Consider the following 17,737-nt stretch of genomic DNA (forward strand, 5'->3'; position numbering starts at 1 on the left):
TACCCATTCCCTGTTCCGTGGTTTCTATTCCCGGCCTTTCCAGCGATACCCCGCCCCATGCACCGTATCGATCGCGTCGAACGCGGGATCGATCGCGATGAATTTCTTGCGGATGCGCTTGATGTGCGAGGTGATCGTGGCGTCGTCGACAACGACCTGCGCATCGCGCATCAACTGGTCGCGGTTCTTCACGTGGCCGGGAAAACGTACCAGCGTATGCACCATCCAGAATTCGGTGACAGTGAGCGGCACGTCGACTCCGTTCCAGCTGACGCGCATGCGCTCGGTCTCGATCGCGAGCGGCCCTTGCGTGATCACGCTGTCCGCCGCAACCGGTTTGCGCAACGCCTCCATGCGTCGGAACAACGCGTTGATACGCGCCGCGAGCTGGTGCAGCGAGATGTCCTTGGCGAGGTAGTCGTCGGCACCGAGACGCAGGCCCGAGATCACGTCGAAATCCGAATCGCGCGCAGTGAGGAACAGGATCGGCAACGTCGGCGCCTTCGCGCGCAAACCCCGGCAGAGTTCGAAGCCGCCTTCGGGTTCATCGCCGAGACCGACATCGATGATCACCAGCTCTGGCAACCGCTGCGCGAACGCGATTTCCGCTTCGCCGCGCGATGCGTAGCCACGCACGTCGTAGCCCAGCCGGGTCAACGCCTTGGAATAGTTGGCGCGGATCAGCGGTTCGTCTTCGACGATGGCGATGCTGCGGGGCATGGCGGACTCCTGAACGTGGATCCGAGCTTACGCAGGCGTCGCCGACCCGCGCAATGGCGGGAGGGGAGCTGCCATCGAATCGCCACAAACGGTCGCCGGATCGCCTCAACCCGAGCGCGGCACGGGCCGCTGCCGGCGTTGCAATGGCGTCGCACCCACTGCCGAGTCCCCATCCCATGAAGACCGAACGCCCCGATCCCAACGCGGAGCTCTACACCCGCGAACCTCTACGCGTGGTTTTTGCGCTGCTCGCGCTCGCCCTCGGGCTTGCCACCGCGCTGAACTTCTGAAACGCAGACGACGATGAAGTTTCATCTGCCCAACAACCGGCGCGCAGCTCCGCCTCGAGCGTGTTGCGATCCCGCGTTCGACGACATCGGCGATTCGTTCTGGCTCGGCGCGGAGGCCCTGGTCGCCCCAGCGTGTCTCGCGGCACTGCGCGACGCCGATCGCCTGGTCGCCGACGAGTGTGCCGATCCAATGTGGCTCGGGATCTGACCCACGCATCACGCCTTCAACCACAACCCTGTTGTCTTCCTGCGCCGGCCGAATGCCCCCCCTCCTCCCCGAGGGCCGGCGCGGGACCTTTTATGGCCATGGATGGCCGGTATGCCGGGTCTTAAGGCGTTCCCGACGCTGGCAGACATTCCCCACATCCATGTGGGTCAAAATGCAGGAGCAATTTCCGGCGATGACCATGGATGCTGGGCGTACGGAAAACGAAGGGGAATTTCCACAGACAACGTCATTCCCGCGAAGGCGGGAATCCATTTTCTAGCGCCACGGCAAAATGGATTCCCGCCTTCGCGGGAATGACGTCCATAGACACTGTTTATCGATCAGCCGCCTTCGATCGCCGCATGCATGCGCGCGATCACTGCCTTGTAGTCCTTCTCGCTGAAGATCGCCGAACCGGCAACGAACGTGTCGGCGCCGGCCCGCGCGATCTCCGCGATGTTGTCGGGCTTCACGCCGCCGTCGATTTCGAGGCGGATCGCGCGACCACTTGCGTCGATGCGCTCGCGGGCGGCGCGCAGCTTGTCGAGTGCGGACGGGATGAAGCTCTGGCCGCCGAAACCCGGATTGACCGACATGATCAGCACCAGGTCGATTTTGTCGAGCACGTAGTCCAGATAATTGAGCGAGGTCGCCGGATTGAACACGAGGCCGGCCTGGCAACCGGACGCCTTGATCAGCTGGATCGTGCGGTCGATATGCTCGCTCGCCTCGGGATGGAAGCTGATCGTGGTCGCGCCGGCCTTGGCGAAGTCGGGCACGATGCGATCGACCGGCTTGACCATCAGGTGCACGTCGATCGGCGCGGTGACACCGTGCTTGCGCAGCGCTTCGCACACCAGCGGGCCGATCGTCAGGTTCGGCACGTAGTGATTGTCCATCACGTCGAAATGCACCCACTTCGCGCCGGCCGCGAGCACCGCGTCGACCTCCTGGCCAAGGCGCGCGAAGTTGGCGGAAAGAATCGATGGGGCGATGACGGGGTTTTGCTTGGCCACGTTCGTCTCCTGGCTGCGGCGCTCATGCGGCTCGGCGCCGCGACATCGGACAAGCCTAAGGCATTGAGGCTGAAGCCGCTCCGACAAAAGCGTCTATTCTTGAGACGGCGAATGGGCTTTCGCAAGCCGGTTCGCTCGAATCATTTCTGGCCGCGTTCGGATTTGATGTGCTCATAAGCAGCATTGATCTCGCGTGCGCGCGACTCCGCGCGGCGCTTGATCTCGTCGGGCACATCGCTTCCGAGCTTGTCCGGATGGTGCTGGCTCATCAGCTTTCGATAGGCGCGCTTGACGTCACTGTCGTTCGCGCCGCGTTCGATGCCGAGCACGGCGTACGGATCGACGTCGGACGGACGCGCCGACGGCGGCGGCCGCTGGCCATAGCCACGGGATCCGGACGCCGCGGACGCGTACCCCTTCATTGCCGACAGGGCTGCGAGCTCGTGTTCGCCGACGCCGAGCGACGCGCACAGCCGCCGGACCAAGGTCAGTTTGGCCTGTGCCAACGCGCCTTCTGCGTAGACGAGATCAAGCAGCAGGTCGAGCACGATGAAGGCGAGGTCGCGACGACCGCTGCACCAGGCGCGCAAGCCGACGATTGCCGAGTCCGCCTCGAAGTTGTCCTGCTTGCCGACGGTGAAGCGCGTGATCGCGACGCGCCGTTGCTCCGTATCGAGGCGCAACCGCGACATCAACGCCTCGGCCGCGGCGATCTCCGGCTGCGACACGCGCCCGTCCGACTTCGCCAGCGCGCCGGCGAACGCGAACAGTGGCTCGATGAAACCCTGTCCCATCGACGGCGACTTGCGCCGCGACACCGCGTTGTCGTACATGTGGCCGAACATCGCGCCGATCAGCAAGCCGATCGGGTTGTGAAACAGGAACAGGCCGACGATTGCGCCGACCAGCTTGCCAACGATGCTCATCGGCAATCTCCATGGCGCGCGCGCATGCGATCGCTGAGGTGTCGCGGTTGCGCTGCGGGAACGGGAGACATCGACGTGATCAAGGATGGGGTCGCGCGCAATCGGACAGGGCGGCGGATTCTAGCAAGCGCCTGATGAAGCGGCATTCACGATTCCCCGCGCGGGCTCTGTCACTTCGCTCCAGGTACCCGCGACGCGACGGCGCTGCAAGCCGCGCCTTACAATCACCCGCCCGCGAACCGTCATCGGAATCCATCGTGCCAACCGTTCTCTCCGAATCGAATCTTCCCGGCCTCGACCTCATTCACCGCGGCAAGGTGCGCGATGTGTACGCGTTGGGCTTGGACGAACTGCTGATGGTCGCGACCGACCGGCTTTCCGCGTTCGATGTCGTGCTTCCCGATCCGATTCCGGGCAAGGGTGAGATGCTCTGTCAGATCTCCAACTTCTGGTTCGCGCAGACCGCGCACCTGATCCCGAACCACCTGACCGGAAAGCGCGTCGCCGACGCGCTGCCGCCTGGCGTCGACCCCGCGTTGTACGAAAGGCGCAGCGTCGTGACGAAACGCCTCAAGCCCGTGCCGGTCGAGGCGATCGCGCGTGGTTATCTGATCGGCTCGGGATGGAAGGACTACCAGGCGACCGGCTCGCTGTGCGGAATTCAACTGCCCGCCGGTCTGCGTCAGGCCGAGCGGCTGCCCGAACCGATTTTCACGCCGTCCACGAAAGCCGCCGTTGGCGCACACGACGAGAACATCGGATTCGACCAGGTCGTCGCGACGATCGGCGCGGATCTGGCCGAGCAGGTGCGCTCCGCGACGCTCGCCATCTACGGCTTTGCCGCGCGTTATGCGGCGGACCGCGGAATCCTCATCGCCGACACCAAGTTCGAGTTCGGAACGGATTCCGCCGGCACGCTGTACGTGATGGACGAGATGCTGACGCCCGACTCCTCGCGCTTCTGGCCGGCGAGCGACTACCGTGTCGGCATCAGCCCACCCAGCTACGACAAGCAGTTCGTGCGCGATTACCTTGAGACGCTCCGCTGGAACAAGACCGCCCCGGGACCGATGCTGCCGCGCGCGGTGATCGAGGGCACGGCAGCGAAGTACGCCGAAGCGTTGCAGAAGCTTGCCGGCATCGTCGTCGACTGAGCGATGATTGGCGCTGTTGCGGCGCGAAGCAACGCGCGCCAACCACGGGAGCGATCATGCGAAGCGTCAACGAATGGTTCGGCCACTACAGCGCCGATCACCAGAACGACACCAATCGGCTGATCCACTGGATCTGCGTTCCGGCGATCCTGTGGGCCGCAGTCGCCGGGTTCTGGCTCATTCCGGTGCCGGCGACGATCGGCCGACCCGGCTTCTGGTGCGGCATGGCGATGGTCGGCGCGTTCGCGTTCTACTGGCGGATGTCGCGGCCAATCGGCGCAGCGATGGCGATCGTGTTCATCCTGCTCGGTGTGCTCACTGAAATGCTGTATCGCACGCTCGGCCGTGTCGATCTTGCGTGGCTCGCGATCGGCGTGTTCGTCGTCGCGTGGATCGGCCAGTTCATCGGCCATGCAATCGAAGGCAAGCGTCCGTCGTTCTTCACCGACCTCGCCTACCTGTTGATCGGGCCGGCGTGGCTGACCGGAAAGCTGATGCGACGGTTCGGCATCGCCTGGTGATTCGCCGCGCACGAACGATCGACCCTCAACACGATCAGTTCGCAGCGCGTACATCCATCGTCATCGCGTGGAAGTCCATCGTCACGATGCTGTGCGCGAACAGCGCGTTGCCGACCTTTCCTTCGAAAAAACGGTCGGGCTGGTGCACGGGGACCGCACCCTCGCCTACTTCGTATACCGTTGAATTCTTCGCGATCTCTTGACGTGCGAAGCTGATCGGAGACGTCTGCGCCGCACGCAGGTTCACGCCGCCATCGGTGTAGCGGAACAGCTCGGACGCGCCCTGCCGCTTCAACCCGAGGTCGTCGATCGCAGCGTCGTAGACGAGCAGGCTACCGGTGAATGAGGTGTCGATCTGCGCACGCAGGTTCTTGCCGTTGAGCCGGAATGGCGAGGCAACCAGCACCGGAGGACCGTGCTCGCCGAATGTGATCAGCTTGAGCACCCCTTGCGCATCGTCGCGCTCTGCGAGCGGCGTGGTGACGATGTCGGAAATCCGCAGTCGGTGCGCCGGATAGTCGATCTGCACGATGCGATCCTTGAAGAACGGATAGGTGATGGCGCCTTCACCCGGCGGCGGATACTGGCCGAGCTGCGCGCGGTCGAACGAAAAGAACGGCACCTTCGCGTCCACCCTGCCGATCGAGACGCGATGCTCGCCGGCGCGATAGAGGCCGGGAATTGCGATGCCTTCCTTCAGCAACGGATCAAGCGCCCAGCCGGCATCGCGCGCGCTTTCCGCGATGAACACGTTGTTGACGTTGCCGGTGTCGAGCAGCAGCCGGCGCGGCTCGGCACCGTCGATCACGACATCGAGGCAGATCAGACCGTCGCAGTCGAAGAACGGCACGTCGGTCGAAAACGTCCGCGCCAAGTCTTTCGCACCGACGGACGTCGCGATGAGCATCACGGTGAAGAACGGGAAAAATCTGCGCATCAACACACTCCGACCTTGATGGACCGGAGGCATTGGACCGGCGAGGCGGCGAATGCGCCCGGGCCGGACGTCACACGCCGCGCTGTCGCAAGCGACAGCGCGGCGCCCGATCGGTTTTACGGCTGCGGACCCTGGACGATCGACGGATTGTTCACGATCACCGCATTGCCGTTGGAAATCACGAAGCTGGCCATTTCGCCCTGCATTTCCACCGTGGCGGCAGGGAAGCCGGTCGGGTCGAGGATTGAACCGTGGTCGCCTTCAAGGAAGCGCACCGCGCCATGCAAGCCTCCATTGGTCAGCAGCACGGTGTTGCTGACCGGTGCCAGTCCGAGCGCCGCGATCAGCGGTTCGGTTCCGGACAGCGGCGCACCGGCGACGCGGTTCGGAATGACCTGGTCGGGCAGAACATCGCCACCGCCGATCACTTCCTGAAGCAGGATGCTCTTGGGAAACGGATCGTCGGAGGTTTCCCGCGGAGTCAGGTAGGTGTGGTTGACCGTCATGTTGATCGGGTCACCCGAGTCGATCACCGTCTGTGTCGCGACAAAGTAGGCGTCGTATGCGGGCGTGCCCTGCTGAATGCCCGCTGCAGCCAGCCCCGCATGAATGCGCGGACCAAACGCCGGCGATGCATCGAGCAGGCGCGCGATGCCGCCACCCGGCACATTGAGCACGCCGCTCTGCACGTTTGGATCGAACGCCAGGAACGTCGTGCCGACAATGCTGCCAAGGGACTGGCCGACGAAACGGACATGTGTCGCATCGACGTTCGGCAACGATCCCGCCGCGTGCGAGAGTTCGAGCAGGTCGGCGACGCCCTGACGCAGGTTGTCGCGCGAGGTGAGCAAACTGGTGAGGTTGATGAAATAGCTGCCTGACGTGTCGATCACGCCATCCGGGCCCGACGCGCCGGTCGAGTTGTCGGTGAAGTCGAGATCGAAGGTGCGCTCGTGAGCGCCGAGCGCGGCAAATGGCGTGTTGCCGATGTAGAACGGATTGGTCGGACTGGTGAGTCCGTGAAGCGGCAGATCGATGGCCACCACCGCGAAGCCCTGCGCGGCGAGCGTTCCGGCAATCGCAAACATGTCGGTGCGGTTGCGCGTGATGCCGTGCTGGAAAATCACCAGCGGCCAGCCTGCTGCCGGCTTGACCTTGCCGGATGCGGCGTTCGGCAAGGTCATCAGCATCGGCACGGTCTGCGTGGATGTTGCGACCGGAAATGGATTGCACGCCGTCAAGTTGGTAGAGGTTGGATCGAGACCGAACGGGGCGCACTGCGGCACGTAGGCGCCTGGAGCGGCATGCCACGAACTCGTCAAGGCCGCCGTCGGATTCGCGGCGGACGGCGCCGTCAGGTAGTACGGCAGGTCAATCGTTCCGATGGTGATGTCGGCGATCGGCGGCAGCCCAAGGCCGAGACTGCCGAGGGTCAGACCGGTCGGCGCGGTGTGCACGGTCGCGGCAGGCGAAGCCTCGATCACGCCGGTGATGGCCCGCAGCGTCGGCGTAATGCTTTGCGTCGTCGCGACCCAGCTCATCACAATCGATCCAGCGTCCACCCCGGCACCCGACGCGGCCGCCACCTGTGAACTGATCAGCTGGCGCAGCGGCTCCAGCGCGCAGGCCTGTGAAGCCGGGAGAGCAGAGACGTTGGACTGTCCATTCGAGCACAGCGGGGTGGTGCGCTCGGCGAGGCGATACGGCAATGAGCCACGGACGCTGTCGCCCGCAGCGGTCTTGATGCCGTTGGTGATCACGGCCATGTACGACGTGCGCTCCTTCAGCGGCGCGGTCGGGACAATGGCGACAGTGCGTGCGGTCGCATCGGACGGCGCCAGCGCGACGACGAATTCCGAGGGTGATGCGAGTTCACGGACCACACCGGTGACGCCGCCACCTGGACCGGACAAGGTGACTTCGAAGACGTGCACTCCGCCGGCGAGCGAGGTCGCATCGAGCGGCTGCGAAAAGCCGAGCGACCACGGCGCCGAGGTGCTGAAACCGTCGAGCGCGTTGAGCGCGGTCTTGGTTCCAGCGTCGGCGGCGTTCGGATCGACCGGGATGTTGAGGGTCAGATCCGTCGTGCCGAGCAGCAGCAGGTCGTTCGGGAACGGGATCACTCCATTGGCGGGGTCGAAATTCACCGTCGTGTGGAACGGAACCGGGGCGGTGTAGTCGTACGCCTGCGCGACGGACGCAGACAGTGCGCCCACCAGGGACACGGCGACTGCCGCGGTCGTGATCAATCGGACCTGCATGGATGGTTCCCCTCTGGCTGGCGCCATGAAATCGAGACGATGGATAGCGGCGCATCTTAGCGTTCAAACGATCGTTGGCAACGCTGCAGTGCGGCGAAAATCGCCGTTCAGGGCCGTCTTGTGCCGCTTGCGTCGCAAGACGCTCAGTGTCGGGGCAAATCGATGTCGATCAGGTCGAGCGGCTTGCCGTCTGCACCACGCACTGCACGTTGAAGCTCCGACAGGCGCTGCAGCGAAGGACACAGCGCCTTCACCTGCGGGCGCAGTGGTGCAAGAGTGGCCGCCAGGCGCTGGCCGAGATCGCCGGCGATCACGCCGGTGAGGAGGCCTCCTGGGTGCGCGCCCGCCAGAACGGCTCCGAGATCGCCTTCCCGCGCGGCCGCCGCCGCGCGTTCGGCGTACGCCGACGTCAGCAGCGGTGCCAGATCAGCGGTGATCGCGTCGGTATAACGGTCGAACGCGTCGCCTTGCCAGTCGTGCGTGCTGGTGCTGTCGGCAATGCGCCGTTTCAACTCGGCGCTGCGCCGAGCCAGCACGCGATCGAATTGCGCCCGCGTCTCCTCATCGTCGAACTCGGCGGCGAGGGTGGTGCGGATCGCCTTGACCACCCGGTCGACGCCCTGGTCGGCAATCGCCTTCGCCTTCGGAACCAGCGCGCGCACTTCGTCCTCGAACAACGCGATGCGATCACCGTCTTCGGTATTGAGTCGGAGCGGAATGCCGTCAACGGACACACGTCCTGCCTGCATCGTCACATTGCGCGGAGAAGGCGATGCTCGATCGAACTGCAGCGAGGACGGTGCGACCGTCAGGTCGTAACTGCTGCTGGCGTGACAGAGATTCGTGAAATCCTCGTGTGCATTCGCAGTTTGCGCGACGGCCAGCAGTCCGCCGATGAGCCAGGCGTTCAGTCGCATCGAAGACGGTCCTCGTTGGTTTGTCGTCGAATGAAGACTAGACCCCACGCGCTGAACCCGCGCACGGCCTCGGGGCATTCGCAGTTACCACGACACGGGCGTCCACGCGTCGACGACCGGATGGAATCCGCGTGGCGCCCATCCGAAATCGGCAATCGCGGACGCATGCTCGGCAATCAGGTCGACCTGCAGGCGCTCGACCGCCGCGCTCGACGCCTGTGCACCGGCGGCCTTCGCGATGCCGCGCAACGCTCGCACCGCGACCAGCGGAATCGGCACCGGCAGCGTTGCCACCCGAAGCGATGCGCGAATGCGTGCGAGCATCGTCGAGAACGCAACGCGCTCCGCGCCGCCAAGCGGATAGATTTTCGAAATCGTTTCGGCGTGCACGGAGATCGCAATGCACGCAGCGGCAAGATCGTCGGCGTGCACCGGCTGCCGCAATCCGCGCGCACCTCGAATGAGTGGAAATACGCGCCATCGGCGGGCAAACCGCGCAATCGGCGAAAGGCTGCGATCCACACCGGCGCCGTACACCAGCGTCGGTCGAAAAACGGTCCACGCACATCCACGCACGGCGGCTGCAGCAGCCAATACCGCTTCCGCCTGTTGCAATCGCTCCGCCGTGGCGCGCTCAGCCTCGTCGCTCGAGCCCTGCTTGGATTCGGCGCTCATCGAGCTGCACGCAATCACGCGCACAGGTGCCGGCCATGGGGTTTCTTCGAACCAGAGCGCGAACGCGTCGAGTGGGCCGAGGCTGTACAGCACGTCGCACGCCGGCAACCGCGGCAGACCCGCATGCAGATCGCCGACAAGCCAGCGCAGCCGCGCGTGGCTACTGACGCGCGCTTTTCGGCTGATTGCGATGACGTCATCACCACGTTCGAGCAGGCGCGCGACGAGGAAGCGGCCGACTGCGCCGCTCGCGCCGATGACCACCGCCACCGCCATCGCAATCAGGTCAGCATCGGGTTGCCGTGATTGGGCCGCCCCTTGGGAACGAACTCGTCGTCGTAGCCATCGTCGGTCGGCTCGGTCGGCTCGATGTCTGCGTGCCGATCGACCGCGGGTTGCGCGGCGATGGTACGAACATGGCCGATCAGATCTTCCATGTCGCCAAGGCCGACACCGAGCGCACCGGCACCGTTGTGCATCGGGTTTTTCTCAAGTGCCGAGCGCGATTCGAACAGCTTGCGGCGCGCACCCTCGACATGGCGCATCAACTCCGAGAGCGTCGCCTTGTCGGCGCCGAAAATGAGTTCGACCGGCTGCAGGCAATACTGCACCGCTTCGTCGAAGTGCTTCACGCGCGCACGGTAGTCGTCGAGCTGCAGGCCGGCACGGTCCAGGTGGGCACGCACCGATTGGAGCGGATCCTCCAGCTGGGCGCCGAATTCCGCGAACGGCGGAGGCTCGACCGCGCCAGGCACGATGTGTTGCGCGCGCAACAGGTCGAGATCGTTGTCGACCTTGATCTTCGCGCAAAGAAGCTCGCTGTACATCGACCGTTCGGTCGTCCGCTCCTTTAACAGCCACGCCGCCAGCGGGATCGCCACGATCGCAATTACCCATCCGATCCACACCATTGCACGACTCCCGCAACCGGTTTCGGCGCCACCTTGCCGTATTTCCCGTCAAGAGGGAATGCCACGGACCCAGCGAAGGGGGGCCGATTGCAACCGCCACGCCTCCCGTTTCCGCCTGCCCGAGGCACACAGCCCGTGCGATGATGGGCATTCGGCCTGCGGAGGATCGTCTCGATGATCGCGCGTATCTGGCGTGGCATCACACTCGCGGAAAAAGCGGATGCGTACATCGCCCATCTCCACGAAACGGGCCTGCGCGGCTATGCCAGCACTCCCGGCAACCGCGGAGTCAGCGTCTTGCGAAGGCTGCAGGGGGAGCACAGCGAAATCGTTCTGATCTCGCTGTGGGATTCGATGGAGGCCGTGCGCGCGTTCGCCGGCGAGCAGCCGGACCGCTCGGTCTACTATCCGGAGGACGAGAATTACCTCCTCGAGATGGAGCCGCTCGTGCGGCACTACGAGGTAGCGGAGCAGATCCTGCCGCCATCGGACTCGGCAGCGACACCCGATCCAAACGCCGGCCACCGCTGATCGACCTCGCCTTGCTGCGCCGGTGACCGCAACGACACGGTCCGATGCCACACCGCGTGTGCGGGCGCTAGACTTCGGACTTTCGACGTCCTGTCGATCTTCCGGGGAGAAGCCGATGTCTGTTCGAAGCGCACTTTGCGCCGCACTGCCGTTCCTGTTCCTGCTGCTCGGCAGTGGGCGGTTCGCTGTGGCGGCGGACGCGGATCCTGATCGCGGAATGCGGGCGCTGCTCGCCGCCCGTCCCGCGTCGCCGATGCCGCTCGCCCCACTGAGCGCGACGCCGTGCGTCGCCGGCATGGCCGGACCCTACCCTTGCTCTAACGTCGACCTGCGCGCGTTCGTGCCGGTATCGGCATTCGCCGCGTCGAGCACCAACAGCCTGTGGGGCTGGACCGATCCCGAATCGGGCATCGAATACGCGCTGGTCGGCGCCGACAACGGCACCGTGTTCTACGACCTCTCCAACCCGGACGTGCCGCGCTATCTCGGCAAGCTGCCAACGCATACCGGAAGCTCCATCTGGCGCGACGTGCGCGTCTACCAGGGTCATGCGTTCATCGTCGCCGACAACGACGGCGCGCACGGCATGCAGGTGTTCGACCTCGATGCGCTGCGTGGCGTGACCACGCCACAGACGTTCACCGAGACCGCACACTACGGCGCATTCGGGCGCGGCCACACGATCTCGATCAACGAATCGACCGGATTCGCATCGATTGCCGGCAGCGACATCACCTGCCCCGGCGATTCGCATACCGGCGGCTTGCAGATCCTGGATATCCACATTCCGGACGAACCGGTCTTCGCCGGTTGCGTCAACGATGCAGGCTACACGCACGAGTCGCAGTGTTTCGTCTACACCGGACCCGACACGGCACACGCCGGCCGCGACATCTGCATCAACGCAAACGGCCCGAGGCAGAAGGTCGCAATCGTCGACGTGACCGACAAGAGCGCGCCGCACACGCTCGCCTCCGTCACCTACGATGGCGCTTCGTATCCGCACCAGGGTTGGCTGACCGACGACCAGCGTTATCTCCTGGTCGACGACGAGCTCGACGAGCAAAACAGCGGACACAATGCGTGGACCTACGTGTGGGATGTGTCCGACCTCGACGCACCGGTGCTGGTGGGTCATCACGAGAGTCCGCTCGGCGTGATCGACCACAACCTCTACGTGCACGGCCAGTACCTGTACCAGTCCAACTACGAAGCGGGCGTGCGCATTCTCCGCATGGACAACCTCTCGCAAGCGCAGATGACCGAGGTGGCGTTCTTCGACACGTTCCCGGCGGGAAATAGCGCCGCGTTCAACGGCAGCTGGAACAATTACCGGTTCCCGGGCAGCGGCCTGGTGATCGCGACCGGCATCGACGAAGGTTTCTTCGTTCTCGAACCCCGCCTGTGTGACACGCCGGCAACACCGGGCGGGGTCGTGGCGACCGCGAATGGCGACCACCGCATCGATCTCGTGTGGAATGCATCCGCCGCGAGCGGGGCGAGTTATCGCGTCGAACGCGCCCAAGGTGGCTGTGCGGAAAGCTTCCAGTCGATCGCCGAAAATCTGACGACGCCTGCGTATTCCGACACCGATCCGTCGGGTCAGGTCACTTACGGCTATCGCGTGATCGAGCGCGATGCGACCGGACTGTGCGCGTCGACCGCGTCGTCGTGCGTCGAGGCACAGACCAGCGGCAGCTGCACCGCGCCGCCGCTGTTCGCCGGAATCGCCACGGCGGACAACGGCGGCACCGCGACGTGCAGCGTCGCACTGACGTGGGCGCAGGCTGAGCCGGCATGCGGCAACGATGCGCACTACGCGATCCACCGCGGAGCCACGTCCGACTTCGCGCCTGCTCCGGACAACCGGATTGCGCAAGACATCGTCGATCTTGCCTATGTCGACACGTCAGTGGGCAGTGGCATCGCGCAGTACTATGCGGTGCGCGCACTCGACTCCTCGAACGGCGCGCAGGACGACAACCTCATCCGCCTGCGCGTGACGCCGACAGGCCCCGCAGCGGACGGAGCGTTCGCAAGCGGTTCCGAGCCCGGCGATCCGCCGCTCGAGACCGACGTGGCGGGCCGCTTGCCGGACCAGGTCGAACACGCCGGCTGGCATCCATCGACTGCGCGCTTCCATACCGGCACGCAGAGTTTCTGGTCCACCGCCGCAAACAATCTGTGCGTCACGCTGGTCACGCCGGCGCTCGAACTCAGCGCAGGCGAGTCGTCGCAGCTGTCGTTCTGGACGGTGTGGGACATCCAGTCGGGTTGGGACGGTGGCGTGATCGACGTGTCGACCGACGATGGCGGCAGCTGGGCGCGTCTGACCCCGACCGGCGGTTACCCGGGAACGATCGGCAGCAGCAATGGCTCGCTCTGCGGAATCGCTGCGGGTGCCGGCGTCTTCACCGGCACCGGCCAGTTCACGTGGAGTCCCTACCAGGTCGATCTTTCGTCCTACGCCGGCCAGACCGTGAAACTGCGCTGGCTGTACCGCTCTGATGCCAACACCAACGGCGCCGGCTGGTTCGTCGACGATGTCGCGCTGACGCATGCGCGGGTGCCAGGCATGTGCGTGGCAAGCGGCGACGCAATCTTCGTCGACGGATTCGATATCACCAGTCGTTGATCGGCACATCGCTCAACAGAACAAGCGAATTTGTCCCTTCCCCTGCGAAAGCGGGGAAGGTGCCCGGAGGGCGGAAGGGGGCGCTTTTGTGGGAGCGTACGAACGAATAATTATCCAGCTCCGCGTCGTCGGATTGGCCAGAGCCACGTAAGCTGCGACGATTTTCCAGCATCTTGATATTGTGGTGGTCGCTTCGCGGGTTGGCCAAATCTGAGCCACGCCAAATCAGGACGGATCACGACCTTGGGAGGCTCGGTTCGCCCACTCCAGCCCCCCAGCTCAATCCGCAAACCCTGGCGGCGGAGGCGGCGGAGGATGGTCAAGCAAATCGGCGATCTGAGTCTGCAGGATGGCATCGCACCACGCCTTCTGACCACCACAGGCGAAAGCGTAAAGCCCTTCGAAAACGTCCATGCGCGGTCGCAGTCGTGTTCGAATGATCGCCTGACCGGGGCTACTGACGCCTTCCGTCCTGAGCTGCATGCTTTCTTCGACGAAAATCCAACGGCGAGTACTTTCCTCGCGAACAAACAAAGATCCGTTTTGTGTCCGACGCTCGCGGATATCCGAAGCGCTGCGCAGATAGGTGAGTTCTTTCTCGACGGTCTGAAATTCCAGGGCTTCATCATCTCTGACTACTTGAAACGCGTTTTTTGGCTCGATCAATCCATCTGCGAGGGAAAAATCGACCGGCACCTTGGCCATTGAAACGAAGGGGTGTCCGTTGCAACGGCGCGGATTGAATCGCCACTCTGCGACGCTGGCAAGCGCCGCGCCATCAAGTTCCTCATCGCCGCTACTGACATCGATCCGTAGATCCGTGGGCACACCGTCAGCGCCCACTTTGACCGCCACAATTGCTTTACCTTCGGCATGTCTTTGCGCTGCGGAGCTCGGATATCTGGGCGGCCGCAACTTCAAATAACTCGGTTCCGTACATGCTGGCTCGTTCGCTATCACCGCAGTGGCCGCGTTGCCAGTGGCGCAAATTGCCAGGACAAATATCGGCGGCCACCAGTTTGCCCGAATCGACTCGCGCATAGCGCTACTTCTTCTTCGGAATGTAAAGATCCGTGATCGTCCCTTCGTAAATCTCCGCCGCCATCCCGACCGATTCGCTCAATGTCGGATGCGGATGGATCGTGAGTCCGATGTCCGCCGCCTCGCAGCCCATTTCGATCGCCAGCGCGACTTCTGAAATGAGATCGCCGGCGTTCGGAGCGACGATGCCGCCACCGATCACGCGGTGTGTCTCCTCGTCGAACAGCAGTTTGGTGAAGCCTTCGGTACGTCCGATGCCGACCGCGCGACCTGATGCGGCGTGTGGGAACTTGCCAACGCCGTACTTGATTCCCTGCTTCTTCGCTTCGGTTTCGGTGACGCCGACCCACGCGATTTCCGGATCGGTGTAGGCCACACTCGGCACCACGCGCGCGACAAATTCGCTCTTCTGCCCAGCGCACACTTCCGCCGCGACCTTTCCTTCGTGCGTCGCCTTGTGCGCAAGCATTGGCTGACCGACGAGGTCGCCGATCGCGAAGATGTGCGGCACGTTGGTGCGCATCTGCGTGTCGACCGGAATGAACCCGCGATCGGTCACCGCGACGCCCGCTTTGTCCGCGCCGATGTTGCCTCCGTTCGCGGAACGCCCGATGGCGACCAGTACGCGATCATAAAGTTGCGGCTCGGGTGCCTTGTCCCCTTCAAAGATTGCCCTCAGGCCTTTTTTCTCGGCGTCGATCTTCGTGACCTTCACCTTGAGATGGATGCCGGCGTAGCGTTTGGCGAGGCGCTGCTGCAACGGGCGCACGAGATCCGGATCCGCGCCGGGCATCAGCTGGTCCATCAGTTCGACGACAGTGACTTCGCTGCCGAGCCCTTCGTACACGCAGGCCATTTCAAGACCGATGATGCCGCCGCCGACGACCAGCAGTCGTTTCGGAATGTCGGTGAGCATCAGTGCGTCGGTCGAATCCATCATGCGCGGGTCGTCCCACGGGAATCCGGGCAGTTTCACAGCCTGCGAGCCGGCCGCGATGATCGCATGTTCGAATCGCACGAGCGTCGTGCCGCCCTCGACGGTCACTTCGATCTCGTTCGGCGAGAGAAACGTTCCCGTGCCTTGCACGATCGTGACCTTGCGCTGCTTCGCCATGCCGGCGAGTCCGCCGACCATCTGCGCGACGACCTTGTCCTTGTTCGCGCGCAGCTTGTCGAGATCGATTTTCGGCGTGCCGAAGGTGATGCCGATCTCCGACGCGTGCGCCGCCTCGTCGATCACGCGCGCCGCGTGCAACAAGGCCTTCGACGGGATGCATCCGACGTTGAGACACACCCCACCCAGCGCGGCGTAGCGTTCGATCAACACCGTCGTCTGGCCAAGATCGGCCGCACGGAATGCGGCGGTGTAACCGCCCGGACCCGAACCGAGCACGACGACCTGGCATTCGATGTCCGCCTTGCGGCCGGACGACACGGCAGCGTTCGACGTTCGCGCCGCGGATTTTTCGTCGACTCCCTCGCCAGCGGCGGACGCCGCGGAAACGGGTGCATGAGGCGCGCTCTTTTCTTCGGGCGGACTCGTCAATGCAGAAGCGCCCCCTTCCGCGTTCGGTACCTTCCCCCGCTCCGTAGTGGAAGGAACGTCGCTGGTGGCATGCGTCTCGATCACCACCACAACGGCGCCTTCGGCCACTTCGTCGTTGAGCTTGACGCGGATTTCCTTCACCACGCCGGCAACGCTCGCCGGCACCTCCATCGTTGCCTTGTCCGATTCGAGTGTGACGAGCCCTTGGTCCTTGGCGACGGTGTCACCAACCTTCACCAGAATTTCGATGACCGGGACGCCGGTGAAATTGCCGATATCGGGGACTTTGACTTCGATCGTGTTGCTCATGTTGTATTCCTTGAAAGTCCGGTCGGTACTAGCGGCGTTGGTCCGCATCCGTTCGTGGGGCCACCGTGCGCTGATTTTCCGCGATGTCGCGATCGACGTCGTGCGCAGCATCGTTTTCGCCGAGCGCGGCGCGCTCGTGCGCAGACAACGGGTCGTCCGCGCCTTGCCCCGCCTGTTGCGCGGCATCGCGGCCCTGGGCGCCGGAAAGTCCGAACCAGCTGCGCACGTGCAGGTCACGCTGCGGATATGGAATTTCGATACCGTGCCGGCGAAGCGCGCTTTCGAGCGCCCAGTTGTAAGCAGCCGTCACCGAGCCCGGGCGTCGGGTGGCCTCGGCGGTCAGCCACACGACGAGTGCAAACTCCAGCGCCGAGTCACCGAACCTGGTCAGCCAGACCTGCGGGCGACGATCGCCTTCCTGAGTCAACGTGAAAGGCACTTCGACCGCCGCCTCGAGCGCCGCCTTCTTGACGCGTTCCTTGTCGCTTCCATAGGCAACTCCAAACGGAATTTTCAGCCGGCGCGAGACATCGCGCAGCGTCCAGTTCACCACCCGCCCGTTCACGAACTCGGAATTCGGCACGAGGATGTCGATGTTGTCGTTGGTGGTGATGCGCGTCGCGCGGATGTGGATGTCGTGCACCGTGCCGTGCACGCCGGATGCGAGTTCGACGAAATCGCCGACCTGCAGCGTCCGCTCGAACAACAGGATCAAGCCGGACACGAAATTGTTGAAAATCGCTTGCAGGCCGAATCCAAGACCGACGCCGAGCGCGCCGGCGAACACCGCAAATCGAGCCACCGGAATGCCGGCAACGCTCAGCGCGAAGATGCCGCCGATCGCCAGCAGCAGGTAATGCATCATGCGCGACAGCGTGTACAACGTCGCACGATTGGCACTCGCGTGGCTGCGCCCATAGCGATCGAGTGCTCGCTGCCCGACGCGGGAAACCAGCACGGTCAGCAGCACGATGAGCGCAGCGCCGACGAGAGCGCCGACCGTGATCTCGAGACCGGCCACGTGGATCAGCTTGAAATCGAGTATCGCGTTGCCGCTGTCGAGAACGTCGTTCCACCCGCGCACGGCATCGTCGCGGGCTTTCTCGATCTTGCTGGTGCCGTCGGCGGCCATCGTGTAC

At 64.2% G+C, this 17,737-nt stretch carries 16 protein-coding genes; 5 read left to right on the top strand and 11 right to left on the bottom strand.

The annotated features are described in order from the left end of the window. Positions 1–24 precede the first annotated feature (24 nt). The gene (gene pdsR / locus ABIV12_RS04975; RefSeq protein WP_348056858.1) at positions 25–720 is read right to left on the bottom strand and encodes a proteobacterial dedicated sortase system response regulator; all 696 of its coding nucleotides are present in this window, start codon (positions 718–720) and stop codon (positions 25–27) included. Positions 721–1,023: 303 nt separating this feature from the next. Here pdsR and ABIV12_RS04980 point away from each other — a divergent pair, with 303 nt between their 5' ends. Further along, positions 1,024–1,218: a hypothetical protein gene (locus ABIV12_RS04980; protein ID WP_348056860.1), complete on the top strand. Its 195-nt coding sequence runs from the start codon at positions 1,024–1,026 to the stop codon at positions 1,216–1,218. A gap of 341 nt (positions 1,219–1,559) precedes the next feature. On the opposite strand, the gene rpe is transcribed toward ABIV12_RS04980, so the two are convergent. Beyond that, entirely contained in the window at positions 1,560–2,234 is a 675-nt protein-coding gene (gene rpe / locus ABIV12_RS04985) for a ribulose-phosphate 3-epimerase (RefSeq protein ID WP_348056862.1), read from the bottom strand. Between the two features lie 140 nt (positions 2,235–2,374). Continuing rightward, positions 2,375–3,160, bottom strand: a complete 786-nt coding sequence (gene djlA / locus ABIV12_RS04990) for a co-chaperone DjlA (RefSeq protein ID WP_348056864.1) — start codon at positions 3,158–3,160, stop codon at positions 2,375–2,377. A gap of 257 nt (positions 3,161–3,417) precedes the next feature. Here djlA and ABIV12_RS04995 point away from each other — a divergent pair, with 257 nt between their 5' ends. Beyond that, positions 3,418–4,314, top strand: a complete 897-nt coding sequence (locus tag ABIV12_RS04995) for a phosphoribosylaminoimidazolesuccinocarboxamide synthase (RefSeq protein WP_348056866.1) — start codon at positions 3,418–3,420, stop codon at positions 4,312–4,314. A gap of 56 nt (positions 4,315–4,370) precedes the next feature. After that, positions 4,371–4,835 carry an Mpo1-like protein gene (locus ABIV12_RS05000; protein ID WP_348056868.1) on the top strand — a complete coding sequence of 155 codons (465 nt, stop codon included), beginning with the start codon at positions 4,371–4,373 and terminating at the stop codon, positions 4,833–4,835. A 34-nt stretch (positions 4,836–4,869) separates the two neighbouring features. On the opposite strand, the gene ABIV12_RS05005 is transcribed toward ABIV12_RS05000, so the two are convergent. The 5 genes from ABIV12_RS05005 to ABIV12_RS05025 all read right to left on the bottom strand — a co-directional run bounded on the left by ABIV12_RS05005 (position 4,870) and on the right by ABIV12_RS05025 (position 10,536). Then, positions 4,870–5,772: a hypothetical protein gene (locus ABIV12_RS05005; RefSeq protein ID WP_348056870.1), complete on the bottom strand. Its 903-nt coding sequence runs from the start codon at positions 5,770–5,772 to the stop codon at positions 4,870–4,872. Between the two features lie 116 nt (positions 5,773–5,888). Beyond that, positions 5,889–8,033 (bottom strand): Ig-like domain-containing protein, encoded by a 2,145-nt coding sequence (locus ABIV12_RS05010; protein WP_348056872.1) that lies wholly within the window; start codon positions 8,031–8,033, stop codon positions 5,889–5,891. A gap of 143 nt (positions 8,034–8,176) precedes the next feature. After that, positions 8,177–8,950 carry a DUF2884 family protein gene (locus ABIV12_RS05015; protein ID WP_348056874.1) on the bottom strand — a complete coding sequence of 258 codons (774 nt, stop codon included), beginning with the start codon at positions 8,948–8,950 and terminating at the stop codon, positions 8,177–8,179. An 84-nt stretch (positions 8,951–9,034) separates the two neighbouring features. Beyond that, positions 9,035–9,901, bottom strand: coding sequence for an NAD-dependent epimerase/dehydratase family protein (locus ABIV12_RS05020; RefSeq protein ID WP_348056876.1), 867 nt, complete (start codon positions 9,899–9,901; stop codon positions 9,035–9,037). Between the two features lie 5 nt (positions 9,902–9,906). After that, positions 9,907–10,536, bottom strand: a complete 630-nt coding sequence (locus ABIV12_RS05025) for a hypothetical protein (RefSeq protein ID WP_348056877.1) — start codon at positions 10,534–10,536, stop codon at positions 9,907–9,909. A 174-nt stretch (positions 10,537–10,710) separates the two neighbouring features. Between ABIV12_RS05025 and ABIV12_RS05030 the strand changes: the two genes are divergently transcribed. Continuing rightward, entirely contained in the window at positions 10,711–11,067 is a 357-nt protein-coding gene (locus tag ABIV12_RS05030) for an antibiotic biosynthesis monooxygenase (RefSeq protein WP_348056879.1), read from the top strand. Between the two features lie 115 nt (positions 11,068–11,182). Continuing rightward, a complete protein-coding gene (locus tag ABIV12_RS05035; protein ID WP_348056881.1) occupies positions 11,183–13,702 on the top strand; it encodes a choice-of-anchor B family protein in 2,520 nt (839 codons plus the stop codon). 279 nt (positions 13,703–13,981) lie between these two features. On the opposite strand, the gene ABIV12_RS05040 is transcribed toward ABIV12_RS05035, so the two are convergent. Genes ABIV12_RS05040 through ABIV12_RS05050 form a run of 3 tightly spaced genes read right to left on the bottom strand, consistent with a single transcriptional unit; the run spans position 13,982 to position 17,730 of the window. After that, positions 13,982–14,743, bottom strand: a complete 762-nt coding sequence (locus ABIV12_RS05040) for an energy transducer TonB (protein ID WP_348056883.1) — start codon at positions 14,741–14,743, stop codon at positions 13,982–13,984. Between the two features lie 4 nt (positions 14,744–14,747). Then, positions 14,748–16,598, bottom strand: coding sequence for a dihydrolipoyl dehydrogenase (lpdA, locus tag ABIV12_RS05045; protein ID WP_348056885.1), 1,851 nt, complete (start codon positions 16,596–16,598; stop codon positions 14,748–14,750). 28 nt (positions 16,599–16,626) lie between these two features. Further along, entirely contained in the window at positions 16,627–17,730 is a 1,104-nt protein-coding gene (locus ABIV12_RS05050) for a mechanosensitive ion channel domain-containing protein (protein WP_348056887.1), read from the bottom strand. Between the last annotated feature and the right edge of the window lie 7 nt (positions 17,731–17,737).

Source organism: Dokdonella sp. (assembly GCF_039926425.1).
Taxonomy (GTDB): Bacteria; Pseudomonadota; Gammaproteobacteria; order Xanthomonadales; family Rhodanobacteraceae; genus Dokdonella_A.